The 14,061-nt window shown below is 69.2% G+C and carries 10 protein-coding genes and 1 tRNA gene; 4 read left to right on the forward strand and 7 right to left on the reverse strand.

Translation table 11 applies throughout. The features are described from left to right. Positions 1-39: 39 nt before the first annotated feature. Complete coding sequence (locus GGR24_RS00340; protein WP_183393315.1) at positions 40-1,524, forward strand: DUF459 domain-containing protein; 1,485 nt, start codon at positions 40-42, stop codon at positions 1,522-1,524. Positions 1,525-1,582: 58 nt separating this feature from the next. On the opposite strand, the gene GGR24_RS00345 is transcribed toward GGR24_RS00340, so the two are convergent. From GGR24_RS00345 to GGR24_RS00355, 3 genes are all read right to left on the reverse strand, one after another. Then, positions 1,583-3,007 carry a glutamate synthase subunit beta gene (locus GGR24_RS00345; protein ID WP_183393316.1) on the reverse strand — a complete coding sequence of 475 codons (1,425 nt, stop codon included), beginning with the start codon at positions 3,005-3,007 and terminating at the stop codon, positions 1,583-1,585. A 159-nt stretch (positions 3,008-3,166) separates the two neighbouring features. Next, positions 3,167-7,879, reverse strand: coding sequence for a glutamate synthase large subunit (gltB, locus tag GGR24_RS00350; RefSeq protein WP_246397883.1), 4,713 nt, complete (start codon positions 7,877-7,879; stop codon positions 3,167-3,169). Positions 7,880-8,197: 318 nt separating this feature from the next. After that, complete coding sequence (locus GGR24_RS00355) at positions 8,198-8,677, reverse strand: Hsp20 family protein (protein WP_183393318.1); 480 nt, start codon at positions 8,675-8,677, stop codon at positions 8,198-8,200. Between the two features lie 305 nt (positions 8,678-8,982). Between GGR24_RS00355 and GGR24_RS00360 the strand changes: the two genes are divergently transcribed. After that, positions 8,983-9,882, forward strand: coding sequence for an alpha/beta fold hydrolase (locus GGR24_RS00360; RefSeq protein WP_343066155.1), 900 nt, complete (start codon positions 8,983-8,985; stop codon positions 9,880-9,882). Positions 9,883-9,888: 6 nt separating this feature from the next. Here the strand turns inward: GGR24_RS00360 and GGR24_RS00365 are convergent, their stop codons facing one another. The 3 genes from GGR24_RS00365 to GGR24_RS00375 all read right to left on the reverse strand — a co-directional run bounded on the left by GGR24_RS00365 (position 9,889) and on the right by GGR24_RS00375 (position 12,353). Continuing rightward, positions 9,889-10,308, reverse strand: a complete 420-nt coding sequence (locus GGR24_RS00365; protein ID WP_183393320.1) for a DUF805 domain-containing protein — start codon at positions 10,306-10,308, stop codon at positions 9,889-9,891. Positions 10,309-10,316: 8 nt separating this feature from the next. Beyond that, on the reverse strand, positions 10,317-11,102 hold the full coding sequence (gene hisN, locus GGR24_RS00370; protein ID WP_183393321.1) for a histidinol-phosphatase: 786 nt from the start codon (positions 11,100-11,102) through the stop codon (positions 10,317-10,319). A 366-nt stretch (positions 11,103-11,468) separates the two neighbouring features. Further along, complete coding sequence (locus GGR24_RS00375) at positions 11,469-12,353, reverse strand: N-formylglutamate amidohydrolase (protein ID WP_183393322.1); 885 nt, start codon at positions 12,351-12,353, stop codon at positions 11,469-11,471. A 147-nt stretch (positions 12,354-12,500) separates the two neighbouring features. On the opposite strand from GGR24_RS00375, the gene cpdR reads away from it, so the two are divergent. Then, positions 12,501-12,887, forward strand: a complete 387-nt coding sequence (cpdR, locus tag GGR24_RS00380) for a cell cycle two-component system response regulator CpdR (RefSeq protein WP_183393323.1) — start codon at positions 12,501-12,503, stop codon at positions 12,885-12,887. A 313-nt stretch (positions 12,888-13,200) separates the two neighbouring features. Beyond that, positions 13,201-13,275, forward strand: a tRNA-Val gene (locus GGR24_RS00385). Between the two features lie 110 nt (positions 13,276-13,385). On the opposite strand, the gene GGR24_RS00390 is transcribed toward GGR24_RS00385, so the two are convergent. Then, positions 13,386-14,045, reverse strand: coding sequence for a MarC family NAAT transporter (locus GGR24_RS00390; protein ID WP_183393324.1), 660 nt, complete (start codon positions 14,043-14,045; stop codon positions 13,386-13,388). Between the last annotated feature and the right edge of the window lie 16 nt (positions 14,046-14,061).

Consider the following 14,061-nt stretch of genomic DNA (forward strand, 5'->3'; position numbering starts at 1 on the left):
GCGTTTGCGGGCTACGCGGGGCGTGGTAGCGTAGTCCGCATGAAACGGCTGGTCCTGGGCGCGCTGCTGGCGATCTTCGCCGCTCAGATGCTCGCCTTCGCGCCGGAGGCGGGCGCGCAGGACTATTACCGTCGCTACCAGGAAGCTCCGCCGCCGTCCGAGCGGTCGGCGCGCCAGCGCCGCTACGTGGACGAGGACGACGCCTACTTCCAGCGGCGCATGCAGTATTACCGGCGCGACCAGGTCGCGCGCCGTCAGCAGGAGGCGCGGCGCTCGACCGAAGCGGCCCGGCCGCGGTCCGTCTTCCCGATCCCGTTCCTGCAGCGCCTGTTCGGGTCGCGTGACGACGACGAGCGGGAGGCTCCCGGCGACTGGCGGGCCAGGCGCGATCCCGGCGCGGTCGAGGTGCGGCCGCAGCGCCGGACCGTACGGCGCAGCAGGCCTCCGGCCGAGCCCGCCAAAACCCCTCTGCCGCCGAACGTCGTGGCGTTGCCCAAGGTCGCCCCCGACACCTTCGTGGCCGTGTTCGGCGACACCGTCGCCGACGAGCTCGCCGGCGGGCTGGAGGAAGCCTTCGTGGACGCGCCGGGCCTCGTGGTCCGCCGCCACGTCAAGGCGAACGCCGGCCTCGTGCGCTCGGACTATTTCGACGTCGTGGCGGACGCCCGCAAGGCGGTCGAGTCCGAGCAGATCACCTTCGCGGTGATCGACGTCGGGGTGAACGACCGGCAGCCCTTCGTCGACATGCGGCACGCTCCGCCGCTCTCCGACGAGTGGATCAGGCGCTACGGCGAGCGGGTGAACGCGCTGCTCGCGCCCTTCAGGGAAAAGAAGATCCCGGTCTACTGGGTGGGCCTCGCGCCGAGCGAGAGCCGCAAGGCGAGCGCCGATCACACCGCGCTCAACACCCTGATCAAGGAGCGCGTCGAGGCCGCCGGCGGAACCTATGTGGACGTCTGGGAGGGCTTCGTCGACGAGGGCGGCGCCTATATGGCGGACGGCCCGCAACTCGACGGCCAGATCGGCCGGCTGAGGCTCGACGACGGGGTGCATTTCTCGCGGGCGGGCGCCCGCAAGCTGGCGCACTACGTCGAGCGCGAGATCCGCAAGGTCTACCGGCCCTCGGCCAGCGATCCGAACGCGATGATCGGAGCGATCGCGCCCGAGGGGGATCCGCAGCCGCCGCCCGGCGCGCCGGGCGAGATGAACCGGCCGCGCCCGCTGTCGAGCCCGATGATCGTGCTGACCGCGCCCCGCAAGGCGGAGGGCGGCGCGCTCGCGGCGGCCGCAATGGCGGTGCCGGCGCGCGACGCTTCGCCGGACGCCGAACGGGTTCTGGTGAACGGGGAGACGCTCGACCCCGAGCCGGGCCGGCTCGACGATCACCGCTGGCCGGGCGCGACGCCCGCGAAGGCGGAGAGCAAGCCCGAGACGCCGGCGGCCCCCGATGCGGGGCCTCGTGCGGGCCTGGACAATGCCCGCACGCCCACGCCCTCGCCGACTGCGCCCCAACCCCAGCCTTGAGCTAGCGCTGCGGCCGTTCCCCGCCGCAGCCATCAGGCGGAGACGCCCGGTCGGGCCGTCAGCGCGGCAGCGTGGTGGCGCCGGTGAGGAAGACGTCGATCGCGCGCGCCGCCTGGCGGCCTTCGCGGATCGCCCACACCACCAGCGACTGGCCGCGCCGCATGTCGCCCGCCGCGAACACCTTGGGGCTCGAGGTGACGTAATTGTCCTCGTCGGCGAGCACGTTGCCGCGCTTGTCGAGCGCGACGCCGGACTGCTCGATCAGGCCCTCGAACACCGGGCCCGTGAAGCCGAGCGCGATGAACACCAGGTCCGCCTTGATGACGAACTCGGTGCCGGGGATCGGCTGGCGCTTGGCGTCCGCGCGCGCGCAACGCACGCCGGTGACCTTGCCGTTCTGCCCCTCGATGCCGAGCGTGACGGCGGCGAACTCGCGCTCCGCGCCCTCCGCCTGGCTGGACGAGGTGCGGAACTTGGTCGGCCAGTAGGGCCAGGTGATCAGCTTGTCCTCGATCTTCGGCGGCACCGGGCGGATGTCGAGCTGCGTGACCCGGATCGCGCCCTGGCGGAACGCGGTGCCGACGCAGTCGGACGCCGTGTCGCCGCCGCCGATTACGACGACATGCTTGGCGCCGGCTTCGACGGTCGCCTCGGGGATGTGGTTCTCGAAGCCGTTGCGGCGGTTCTGCTGCACCAGATAGGGCATCGCGTAGTGCACGCCCTCGAGCTCCTGACCGGGCAGCTGCGGGTCGCGGGGCTTCTCCGCGCCGCCGGCGAACAGCACGGCGTCATGGCCGGCGACCAGCTCGTCCACGCTCATGTCGACGCCGACATTGACGCCGTAGTGGAAGACCACGCCCTCGGCTTCCATCTGCTCGACCCGGCGGTCGATGTGGCGCTTCTCCATCTTGAAGTCCGGGATGCCGTAGCGCATCAGGCCGCCGGCCTTGGGCTCGCGCTCATAGACGTGGACCTCGTGGCCGACGCGGGCGAGCTGCTGGGCGGCCGCCATGCCGGCCGGCCCCGAGCCGACGATCCCGACCTTCTTGCCGGTCTTGTGCTCGGCGGGCTCCGGGACCACCCAGCCATTGGCCCAGGCCTTGTCGCCGATCGCCTGCTCGATCGTCTTGATCGCGACCGGGATGTTCTCGAGGTTGAGCGTGCACGCCTCCTCGCAGGGCGCGGGGCAGATGCGGCCGGTGAACTCGGGGAAGTTGTTGGTGGAATGGAGGTTGCGGGAGGCCTCCTGCCAGTCGTCGGCGTAGATCAGGTCGTTCCAGTCCGGAATCTGGTTGTGGACCGGACAGCCCTGCGGCCCGTGGCAGAACGGGATGCCGCAATCCATGCAGCGCGCGGCCTGCTTGCCGACTTCCGCGTCCGACAGCGGCAGGGTGAATTCGCGGAAATGACGGATACGGTCGGAGGCCGGCTGATAGCGCGCCTCCTGCCGCTCGATCTCGAGAAAACCTGTGACCTTGCCCATTTCCTGGTCTCCTCCTTGCGGAGGCCCCGTTCGCTTGTCCGCACGCCATGACCGTCACGGGCTCAGGCCCGGTCGACACAGGTTTAGACCCGTTCTGATGAGACCCCGGAGGCGCCCTCTTAGGGCCTCCGGGACGACGACGCTAGTCGCGGCTGCGCATCACTCCGCCGCCTGCAGGGCCCGCGCCGCCTCCAGCTCGCGCAGAGCGCGGCGGTATTCGACGGGCATCACCTTGACGAACTTCTTCCGGTAGGAGGTCCAGTCGTCGAGGATCGCCTTGGCGCGGGTCGAACCGGTGTGGGCGAGATGCGCCGAGATGAGCTGCTTCAGCCGCTCCTCGTCATGGCGCGTCATGTCCGGATCGACATGGATGCGGCCCTTGAACTCCAAGTCCCCGCCGTGGTGGTGGAGCTCCTCGAGGAGCTCCTCCTCCTCCGGCACCGGCTCGAGATCGACCATCGAGAGGTTGCAGCGGGCGGCGAAGTCGCCGGCCTCGTCCAGCACATAGGCGACGCCGCCCGACATGCCGGCCGCGAAGTTGCGGCCGGTCTTGCCCAGCACCACGACCACGCCGCCCGTCATGTACTCGCAGCCATGATCGCCGGCGCCCTCGACGACCGCGATCGCGCCGGAGTTGCGGACTGCGAAGCGCTCGCCGGCGACGCCGCGGAAGTAGCACTCGCCCTCGATCGCGCCGTACAGCACGGTGTTGCCGACGATGATCGACTCCTCGGCCACGATCCCCGCGTTGGCCGCCGGACGCACGATGATGCGCCCGCCCGAGAGGCCCTTGCCGACATAGTCGTTCGCCTCGCCCGTCAGGTCGAAGGTCACGCCCGCCGCCAGGAACGCGCCGAAGCTCTGGCCGGCGGTGCCGGTCAGCTTCACCGTGATGGTGTCGTCCGGCAGGCCCTGGCTGCCGTAGCGCTTGGCCACCTCGCCGGACAGCATCGCGCCGGCCGCCCGGTTGCGGCTGATGATCCGGTGCTCGATCACCACCGGCTCGCCGCTCTCGAGCGCAGGACGCGCCGCCTCGATCAGCGCGCGGTCCAGCACCTGCTCGAGATGGTGCTCCTGGCTCTCGTTGTGACGGATCGCGACGTCGGCGCCGACCACCGGCTTGGCGAACAGCTTGGTGAAGTCGAGGCCGCGCGCCTTCCAGTGTCCGATGGCCTCACGCTTGTCGAGCAGATCGGCGCGGCCGATCACCTCCTCGAGCTTCGTGAAGCCCATCTCGGCGAGCAGCAGCCGCACCTCTTCGGCGACGAAGAAGAGGTAGTCGATGACGTTCTCGGGCGTGCCCTTGAAGCGCTTGCGCAGCACCGGGTCCTGCGTGGCGATGCCGACCGGGCAGGTGTTCAGGTGGCACTTGCGCATCATCAGGCAGCCGGCCGCGATCAGCGGGGCGGTCGAGAAGCCGTACTCGTCGGCTCCGAGCAGCGCGCCGATGACGACGTCGCGACCCGTCCTGAGCCCGCCGTCGACCTGCAGGCGGACGCGGCCGCGCAGCTTGTTCATGACGAGCGTCTGCTGCGTCTCGGCGAGACCGGTCTCCCACGGACCGCCAGCGTGCTTCAGCGAGGTCAGCGGGCTCGCGCCGGTGCCGCCCTCGAAGCCCGAGATGGTGATGTGGTCGGCCCGCGCCTTGGCGACGCCCGCCGCGACCGTGCCGACGCCCACTTCGGAGACGAGCTTGACCGAGACGTCAGCCGTCGGATTGACGTTCTTGAGGTCGTAGATGAGCTGCGCCAGGTCCTCGATCGAGTAGATGTCGTGGTGCGGCGGCGGCGAGATCAGGCCGACGCCCGGCGTCGAGCGCCGGACCTTGGCGATCGCGGCGTCGACCTTGTGGCCCGGCAGCTGGCCGCCCTCGCCGGGCTTGGCGCCCTGCGCGACCTTGATCTGGATCATGTCGCCGTTGACGAGGTACTCGGCCGAGACGCCGAAGCGGCCGGACGCGACCTGCTTGATCGCCGAACGCTTGGAGTCGCCGTTCGGCATCCGGGTGAAGCGCTCCGGCTCCTCGCCGCCCTCGCCGGTGTTCGACTTGCCGCCGATCCGGTTCATGGCGATCGCGAGCGTCTCGTGCGCCTCGCGCGAGATCGAGCCGAACGACATCGCGCCGGTCGAGAACCGCTTGACGATCTCGGAGGCCGGCTCGACGTCCTCGAGCGCCACCGGCTCGCGGCCGCGCTCCTGCGCGGCGCGGATGCGGAACAGGCCGCGCAGCGTCAGCAGGCGCTCAGCCTGCTCGTTCATCTCGCGGGCGAAGTCGGAGTACTTGGCGAAGGAGCGCTGCCGCACGGCGTGCTGAAGGTCGGCGACGGATTCCGGCGTCCAGGCGTGGTCCTCGCCGCGCATGCGGTAGGCGTATTCGCCGCCGACCTCGAGCGCGGAGCGCAGCACCGGCACGTCGGCGAAGGCGAGCGTGTGGCGGCGCACGGTCTCCTCGGCGATCTCCGCCAGGCCGACGCCGCCGATCGGGGTCGCGGTTCCGTAGAAGAACTTGTCGACGAACTCCTTCGACAGGCCGACCGCGTCGAAGATCTGCGCGCCGCAATAGGACTGGTAGGTCGAGATGCCCATCTTGGACATGACCTTGAGCAGGCCCTTGCCGATCGACTTGATGAAGCGGGTCTGGACCTCGCGCGCGTCGACCCGCTCGGGAAAGTCGAGCGCCTTGTGCATCGACTCGAGCGTCTCGAAGGCGAGATAGGGGTTGATGGCTTCGGCGCCGTAGCCCGCCAGCACCGCGAAATGATGGATCTCGCGCGGCTCGCCGGACTCGACCACCAGGCCGACCGAGGTCCTCAGGCCCTTGCGGATCAGGTTATGGTGGACGGCCGCGGTGGCGAGCAGGGCCGGGATCGCGATGCGGTTCGGGCCGACCAGCCGGTCGGACAGCACCACGATGTTGAAGCCGCCATGCACGGCCGCCTCGGCGCGCTCGCACAGCCGCTCGATGGCGTCCGCCATGCCGGCCGCGCCCTTCTCGGCCGGATAGGTCGTGTCGAGCGTGCGGGTCTGGAAATGGCTCTCGGCGAGATCGTCGATCGCGCGGATCTTCTCCAGGTCCTCATTGGTGAGGATCGGCTGGCGCACCTCGAGCCGCTTCTTCTTCGACGAGCCGTCGAGGTCGAACAGGTTCGGCCGCGGCCCGATGAACGAGACGAGGCTCATCACGAGCTCCTCGCGGATCGGGTCGATCGGCGGGTTCGTGACCTGGGCGAAGTTCTGCTTGAAGTAGGTGTAGAGCAGCTTGGAGCGGGTCGAGAGCGCCGAGAGCGGCGTGTCGGTGCCCATCGAGCCGACCGCCTCCTGGCCGATGGTGGCCATCGGCGGCAGCAGCAGCTTGACGTCCTCCTGGGTGTAGCCGAAGGCCTGCTGCCGGTCGACGAGGCTCGCCTGAGCGCGCGGCCGCGGAGCGGGCGCGTCCGGCAGGTCCTCGAGCACCAGCTGGGTCTTCTTCAGCCACTCCTTGTAGGGACGCGCCGCCGCGAGCTGCGCCTTGATCTCCTCGTCGGAGACGATGCGGCCCTCTTCGAGGTCGATCAGCAGCATGCGGCCGGGCTGCAGCCGCCACTTGCGGACGATCTTCTCTTCCGGGACCGTCAGCACGCCCATCTCGGACGCCATGACGACGAGGTCGTCGTCGGTCTGGAACCAGCGCGCGGGACGCAGGCCGTTGCGGTCGAGCGTGGCGCCGATCTGGCGGCCGTCCGTGAAGGCCACGGCGGCCGGACCGTCCCACGGCTCCATCATGGCCGCGTGATACTCGTAGAAAGCGCGGCGCTGCTCATCCATCAGCGGGTTGCCGGCCCAGGCCTCGGGCACGAGCATCATCACCGCGTGGGTCAGCGAGTAGCCGCCCTGCACCAGGAATTCGAGCGCGTTGTCGAGGCAGGCGGTGTCCGACTGGCCCTCATAGGAGATCGGCCACAGCTTCGAGATGTCGTTGCCGTAGAGTTCGCTGTCGAGCGAGGCCTGGCGGGCGGCCATCCAGTTGACGTTGCCGCGCAGCGTGTTGATCTCGCCGTTATGGGCGACCATCCGGTACGGATGGCTGAGCGACCAGGTCGGGAAGGTGTTCGTCGAGAAGCGCTGATGAACCAGCGCGAGCGCGCTCTCGAACCGCTCGTCCTTCAGGTCCGGGTAATAGGCCGCGAGCTGGTCGGCCAGGAACATGCCCTTGTAGACGATGGTCCGGCAGGACAGCGAAACCGCGTAGTAGCTCGAGGCGCGCGGGTCGGCGCCGTAGATCTCGTTCGAGACCACCTTGCGCAGGATGAACAGCCGGCGCTCGAAATCGTCCTCGCTCTCGATCGAGGGCGAGCGGCCGATGAACAGCTGCAGCTGCGCGGGCTCCGTCGGCTTGACGCTCTCGCCGAGGGAGGAATTGTCGGTCGGCACCTCGCGCCAGCCGAGGAAGGTCTGGCCCTCGTTCGTGACGACGCGCTCGAACACCGCCTTGACGTGAGCGATCGCCTCCGGGTCCCGCGGCGCGAAGATGTGGCCGACCGCGTAGTGGCCCGGCTCCGGCAGGGTGAAGCCGAGCCGCTCGGCTTCGGCCGCGAAGAACCTGTGCGGGATCTGCACCAGCATGCCGGCGCCGTCGCCGGCGCGCGGGTCCGCGCCCACGGCGCCGCGATGCTCGAGGTTCTCGAGGATCTTGATGCCGTGCTCGACGATGGCGTGGCTCTTGCGGCCCTTCATGTCGACCACGAAGCCGACGCCGCACGAATCCTTCTCGTGGCGCGGGTCGTACAGGCCCTGAGCGGCCGGAAGACCGGAATCGATCGTATCCGGAGCCTGGCGCGTGGCGGTCGCCACGGGACCGGGGTTCCGAATGTCGCTCTCGCTGGTCTTCGTCATCGCCGTCCCTCGCGCTGGGTCGATCTTGAGGTCGCCCGCCATTCAGCCGCACGCACGCGTATGGCGGCCGAAACGGGACCGGCCGGTCCTCCGACCGCCCGCCGCCGCATCGTCCGCAATTCGCAGAACACAGCCGCAGTTCGCAAATGGACAGCCTTGCTGTCCTATCGCGCACGTTTAAGCAGAAAACCGTCGACCGGTAAAGCGCCCGCGTCAACCCGCCGGCGCTGAAGCGCGGCCCGCGGGAGAGGGGCGCGCAAATAAAAAGGCGTCCCGGGTTTCCCGGGACGCCCCCGTCTGGCGGCGCTGTTTCGCCGATTACGCAGCCTTCGCCTGCGAGTCGACCACCTGCGCGTCGATCTGGGCCGGCTTGGCGCCCGCGCCGATCGGGATGATCCGGGGCTTCTTGGCCTCCGGAACCTCACGCACGAGGTCGATATGCAGCAGGCCGTTCTCCAGGCTCGCGCCCGTCACCTGGACGTGGTCGGCGAGCTGGAACCGGCGCTCGAAAGCGCGCGCGGCGATGCCCTGGTGGAGAACGTCAGTCTTCCGCTCCTCGGCCGCCTTCTCACCGCGGACGGTCAGCGCGCTTTCCTTGACCTCGATGTTGAGGTCCTTCTCGCTGAAGCCCGCGACCGCGACCGTGATCCGGTACGCGTTCTCGGCGGTCCGCTCGATGTTGTAGGGCGGGTAGCCCGGGGTCGAGGCGTCGCCGCCGGCCACGCTGTCGAGCAGCGAGAACAGGCGATCAAAGCCGACGGTCGAACGGTAGAGCGGGGCAAGGTCGAACTGGCGCATCTCATATCCTCCTGATGAAGCGACATAAGCTCGGTCCGCCATGACGGCCGGACCTGATTTCACCTTTCGCCACAGCCGGTTGGCCTGTGACGGACGAAATTTGGGAAGTCCGCCGAGAACCGTCAAGAGGGGTCCGGGACGGCGCCGGATATGTTTGCTAAGACGGGCCCGGAGCGGCCCGGCCGCGCGACGTTCCAACCGGGTTTGCAATGCCGTTCTCTGCGCCAGGACGCTCGGCTCCGCCGCGCGACGCCTTCGACTCGCTTCTGTTCCCGCCGGGGGAGGGCGCCCCGGCCGGCGCGCGCGTGCGGATTCTCTCCGCGGCGGACGGCGTGCGGCTGCGCGCGGCCTTCTGGCGGCCGCCCGGGACCGCCCGCGGCACGGTGTGCCTGTTCCACGGCCGCATCGAGTTCATTGAGAAATACGCCGAGACCGTCGGCGACCTGCTGGGCCGCGGCTTCGCGGTCGCGACGCTGGATTTCCGTGGGCAGGGTGGCTCGCAGCGCCTGCTGCGAAACCCGCTCAAGGGGCACGTCGCGGACTTCGCGCAGTACCGCCTCGACGCCGAGGCGCTGATGCGCCAGCTCGTCTTCACGGACTGCCCGCCCCCGTTCTTCGCGCTCGGCCACTCGATGTCCGCGCCGGTTCTGCTCACGCTCGCGGAGCGGCAGCCGCAATGGTTCGAGCGCATCGTGCTGATCGCGCCGCTGATCGGCCTGCGCCGCAACGTCAACGGAAGATGGGCGCACGGGCTTGCGGCCGGGCTCTGCGGCGCGGGCCTGTCTCGGGCCTATGTGCCCGGCGGGGTCGACCGTCCGATGTCCCTGCTGCCGTTCGAGGGCAACCCGGTCACCTCCGACAGCAAGCGCTACGAGCGGACCGCGGCGCTGATCCGGCACGCCCCCGAGCTCGGTCTCGGCGCGCCCACCATCGGATGGCTGCACGCCGCCTACCAGGCGACCGCCGCGATCGGCCGGCGCGGGCGACCCGAGGCGTTCCGCGTGCCGACGCTGATCATGACGGCGGGCGACGACCGCATCGTGGATCCGCTCGCGGGCGCGAGCTTCGCGGCGCGGCTCAGGGGCGGCGGACATCTGATGATGCGGGGCGCGCGCCACGAGATCATGAGCGAGCGCGACGACATCCGCGACCTGTTCTGGGCGGCGTTCGACGCCTTCGTGCCAGGCAGCCGCGCGCTCCGCTGAGGGCGCTCAGGCGAGCGGATCGGGGCCGTAGCGGTTGGTCCTGCGCGACCCGCGCACGAAGCCGAGATAGACGAACAGCGCGAGGCTGACCGCGCCGCCGAGCACCGCCGCGTAGGTGGGCGCGAGGCCGAAATCGCCCCCATAGGCGATCGCCGCCGCGGCGACCAGCACGCCGAGCCCGAGCCAGCCGTTGCGGCCGTGATCCTGGAAGCGCCGCACCGACAGCGAGGCGAGCGTCAGCGCCGAGACCACGAAGGCGATCGAGGACAGGATGAGAAAGGCGGGCTGGCTGTACGGCTGCGCCAGCCAGCCGGCGGCGACCAGAAGGCCGCTGACGATCGCGGACGCGAGCGAGCGCCGCCAGTAGACGAGCCGCGGGATGCGTCCCGCGAAGCTCAGATAGTCGCGCCTCAGGCGGGCGAGCATGCCGGCGCTCAGCCGCGCGCGAGCCGCTCGAGCGCGGCCTCGTGCAGCCGCCGGTCGCCCGCGGCGACGATGCGGCCTCCCTGGCTGGCCGGCCCGCCCTCCCAGTTGGTCACCACCCCGCCGGCGCCCTCGATCAGCGGGATCAGGGCGACGATGTCGAACGGCTTGAGGTCCGCCTCGATGATGAGATCGACATGGCCGGAGGCCAGCATGGCGTAGGCGTAGCAGTCCGCGCTCCAGCGCGTCAGGCGGCTCTCGGCCGAGACGGCGTCGAACGCGGCGCGCTCCTCCGGGGTGAACATGGTCGGCGAGGTCGCCATCAGCATGGCGTCCTCGATCCTGCTGCAGGGGCGCGTCCTCAACCGACGCGTTCCGGCGGGGCCGCGATAGGAGGCGCTCATGCCGTCGCCCGAGAAGCTCTCGCCGATGAAGGGCTGGTGCATCAGCCCGAAGCACGGGGTCCCGCGGCGCAGCAATCCGATCAGCGTGCCCCAGATCGGCATGCCGAGGATGAAGGAGCGCGTTCCGTCGATCGGGTCCAGCACCCAGACGAACTCCGCGTCCGTGGCCTGGTCGCCGTGCTCCTCGCCGATCACGCCATGGCTCGGGAAGGTCTCCCGGATTATCGCGCGCATCACGCTCTCGCCGGCCTTGTCGGCGGCCGTCACGGGGTCGAAGCCCGCGCCGCGGCCCTTGTCCTCGACGCCGATGGAGGTCCTGAAGAACGGCAGAATCGCCTGCGCCGAAGCGGAGGCGAGACGATCGACAAAGGCGGCGAAGTCGACTGCGGTCATCGGGTGCATCCGCTGAGAAGCAGCTCCGGAAGCGCCCGGAGCGCCGTGTATATCGCCGATCACGCTGTCCGAGTGACGCGCAAAAAAATCGCCGGCTTATGCGACAGGCCGTCGCATCCGGCGATTAGAGCGTTTTGCCCTTGCTTTTTGTGCGGCGCAGCCGCATTTTATTGCGGCGCGGCATTGCGATCTTCGATCGTACCGCCGCTGCCCTCCTTGGGCGTTTCCTCCCTAGACTTGGCCGCTCGCTTTACTGCGGGCGGCCTTTTTTTTAGGTCATTTTGTCCAGGCAGCGGGACATTGGCTTCATCCGTGGCGGATTGCAACGGTTTTTCTATCAGACGATAGGAGCCCCCGCGGCAGGCCCTATTCGGCCGCCGCGCGAGGCGACGCGAGCGCCCCGAAAGGCTCGGCGACCAGCTGCTCCACGAACGCTGTCAGCGTCTGCCGAAGCCGGTCGAATCCGTCGAGCTTGGAGTGGCTCCGCTCGTCCATGTAGAGCGCTCGGTTGATCTCGATCTGCAGTGCGTGGAAGTCGCTCGCCGGCGCGCCGTAATGCTCGGTGATGTAGCCGCCCGCATAGGGCCGGTTGCGGACCACGCTGAAACCGAGCTCCCGCAGGGTCTCTTCCGCGAAGCCGATCAGAGCCGGAGAGCAACTGGCGCCGTAGCGGTCGCCGAGGACGATGTCCGCCCGGGAGCGCTCGTCCCGCGCCAGCCCCGCCGAGGGCATCGAATGGCAGTCCACCAGCACCGCGACGCCATGCAGCCGATGGGCGCGGGCCAGCACCCGTCGTAGCGTGCGGTGATAGGGTTTGTAGATGCCCTCGATGCGGTCGAGCGCCTCGCCCACCGGCAGCCGGGCGCCATAGATCTCCTGCGCCTCCCCCACGATCCGGGCGATCGTGCCGAGGCCCCCCGCGACCCTGAGAGAGCGGGTGTTGGCGAAGGGCGGCAGCCGGCCTTCGAACATGCGCGGGTCGAGCTCGTAGGGCTCGCGGTTGACGTCCAGGAAAGCGCGCGGGAAGTGCGCCCGCATCAGCGGCGCGCCGAACGACGGCGCGGCCCCGAACAGCTCGTCGACGAAGGCGTCCTCCGAGCGACGGAGCGCCCGCGCGTCGAGCCGCGAGGCGGCGAGGAACCGGGCCGGATAGCGAGCCCCGGAATGCGGCGAGTTGAACGTCACGGCCGCCGGGGAGCCTTCAGGCTCGATGACCTCGAATGCCGGGTCGAGGAGATCCGGATCGTCCAAGAAAGTCACTTTCCTCAGGGCCGTCGGCGGCGTCGATCCACCGATTGTGGCCCGTGGCGGGCGCCCGTGTCCATCACCGCCTCCGCGGAAACGATCTGTTTACCAAACCGTCCCCTTATGGGATGAATCCGTGGTCCTCGCGCGAACATGCAGAGCTCTTTCTCAGTGAACGCCAACACCAAGATCCTCCTCGCCGAAGACGACGACGACATGCGCCGCTTTCTGGTCCGCGCGCTGGAAAACGCCGGACACTCGGTCGTCTCCTTCGACAACGGCCTGTCGGCCTATCACCGGCTGCGGGAAGAGCCGTTCGAGCTGCTCCTCACGGACATCGTGATGCCCGAGATGGACGGCATCGAGCTCGCGCGGCGCGCCACCCAGCTCGATCCGGACATCAAGGTGATGTTCATCACGGGTTTCGCGGCGGTGGCGCTCAATCCCGATTCGCAGACGCCGAAAGACGCCAAGATTCTGTCGAAGCCGTTCCACCTGCGCGAGCTGGTGACCGAGGTCGACAAGCTTCTGGCCGCCTGAGGGCGCCCCTCTGCTTTCCTCGCGCGACATCGTTCCGCTGACGCTGATCGTCGGCGCGATTCTGCTTTGGGCGACCGGAGCCCTTGACCGCCTTGGCCTCGAGGGCGCGGGCGACGGGCTCGCGATCGGCGCGGCCATCTGCACGCCGCTCTGGCTGCTCCGGCTTTGGCGCAGCCGGCGGTCTTGATGGAGGCGACGGACAGCGCGTCCACCGCTTGCCAGCTCTGCGGCGATCCGATATAGCCGCGCTCTCTTCGGGGCCATCCCGCACGGACCCCGGAACGACATATCGCCGGCCTTCGGATCGGCGAATGGGCGTGTAGCTCAGCGGGAGAGCACTACCTTGACATGGTAGGGGTCACAGGTTCGATCCCTGTCACGCCCACCACTGATAAATGAGGGGTTTCCGGCTCGCCGGAAGCCCCTCTTTTGTTTCCGGGACCCGGATCTTCGCGCCCCCGGGCCCGGGCGGCGTTTCCCGCCGCCCGTCAGAGGCGTTCAGCTTCCGAACGACACCACGAACTCCCGCACGCCCGAGGCGATGAACTGCACGGCCACGCAGGCCAGCAGGAACCCCATGACCTTCGTCACCGCCTCGATGCCGTGCTCTCCGAGCGCGCGGGCGATCCACGACGAGAAGAACAGCGCCACGTAGGCGATCATGACCGTGATCGCGACGCCGACGACGACGATGGCGTGTCCGATGACGGTGCTGTCCCCGGGGATCTGCGACCCGTAGCCCATGACGACAGCGATCGATCCCGGCCCGGCGAGGCTGGGCATCGCCAGCGGCGAGAACGAGAAGTCGAGCGTCGCCCGCTTGATCTGGTCCGGCGATTCGTCGACCGTCGAGGCGTCGGTCTCGCCGGTGAACAGCATCCGGAACGCCAGGACCAGGATGATCAGCCCGCCCGCGACCCGGATGCCGGCGAGCGAGATCCCGAACACGGCGATGATCGCGTTGCCCAGGAACAGGAACGCGGAGAGAATCGCGAAAGCATAGAAGCAGGCCATCCGGGCCTGATGATCCTTTTCCTTCTCCGGCATGTGCTTGGTCAGCGCCAGGAAGAGCGGGATCGTGCTGAGGGGGTTCATGATCGGCAGCAGGCCGAGGACGATCGCCGGAATGTATCTTACGGCGGCGTTCAGTTCTTCCATGGGCGGCTGATCCGGT

Source organism: Hansschlegelia beijingensis (assembly GCF_014196425.1).
Classification (GTDB): Bacteria; Pseudomonadota; Alphaproteobacteria; order Rhizobiales; family Methylopilaceae; genus Methylopila; species Methylopila beijingensis.

Coding starts and splice junctions, on each gene's coding strand:
- GGR24_RS00340 (WP_183393315.1), top strand. CDS start 40: ATGAAACGGCTGGTCCTGGGCGCGCTGCTGGCGATCTTCGCCGCTCAG.
- GGR24_RS00345 (WP_183393316.1), bottom strand. CDS start 3,007: ATGGGCAAGGTCACAGGTTTTCTCGAGATCGAGCGGCAGGAGGCGCGC.
- gltB (WP_246397883.1), bottom strand. CDS start 7,879: ATGACGAAGACCAGCGAGAGCGACATTCGGAACCCCGGTCCCGTGGCG.
- GGR24_RS00355 (WP_183393318.1), bottom strand. CDS start 8,677: ATGCGCCAGTTCGACCTTGCCCCGCTCTACCGTTCGACCGTCGGCTTT.
- GGR24_RS00365 (WP_183393320.1), bottom strand. CDS start 10,308: ATGCTCGCCCGCCTGAGGCGCGACTATCTGAGCTTCGCGGGACGCATC.
- hisN (WP_183393321.1), bottom strand. CDS start 11,102: ATGACCGCAGTCGACTTCGCCGCCTTTGTCGATCGTCTCGCCTCCGCT.
- cpdR (WP_183393323.1), top strand. CDS start 12,501: ATGCAGAGCTCTTTCTCAGTGAACGCCAACACCAAGATCCTCCTCGCC.
- GGR24_RS00390 (WP_183393324.1), bottom strand. CDS start 14,045: ATGGAAGAACTGAACGCCGCCGTAAGATACATTCCGGCGATCGTCCTC.